Below are 262 nucleotides of genomic sequence, written 5' to 3' on the forward strand. Positions count from 1 at the left end.
TCTTCACATTGACGAACAGGAAATATTTTTTGCATTAAGCGCAAGCTTTCAGATACCGCTCCCGCGCTCGGAAAAGGTCCAAAGTACTCACCTTTAATTTTACGGCTGCCACGATGAAACGCTAAACGAGGGTGTTTATGGCTAGTTAATAAAATATAGGGATACGACTTATCGTCGCGTAATAATATGTTGTAGCGAGGCTGGTATTTTTTTATTAGATTATTTTCAAGCAACAGCGCTTCTGTTTCAGTATTAGTGAGTG

Annotated in this window: 1 pseudogene; it reads right to left on the bottom strand. The window is 39.7% G+C overall.

From position 1 onward, the window contains the following. Window positions 1-262 (bottom strand): annotated as a pseudogene (gene uvrC, locus AAEZ18_RS19070) (excinuclease ABC subunit UvrC); the annotation flags it as partial.

The sequence above is a fragment of the Pseudoalteromonas sp. 19-MNA-CIBAN-0066 genome, assembly GCF_040308705.1.
GTDB classification, from domain to species: domain Bacteria; phylum Pseudomonadota; class Gammaproteobacteria; order Enterobacterales; family Alteromonadaceae; genus Pseudoalteromonas; species Pseudoalteromonas nigrifaciens.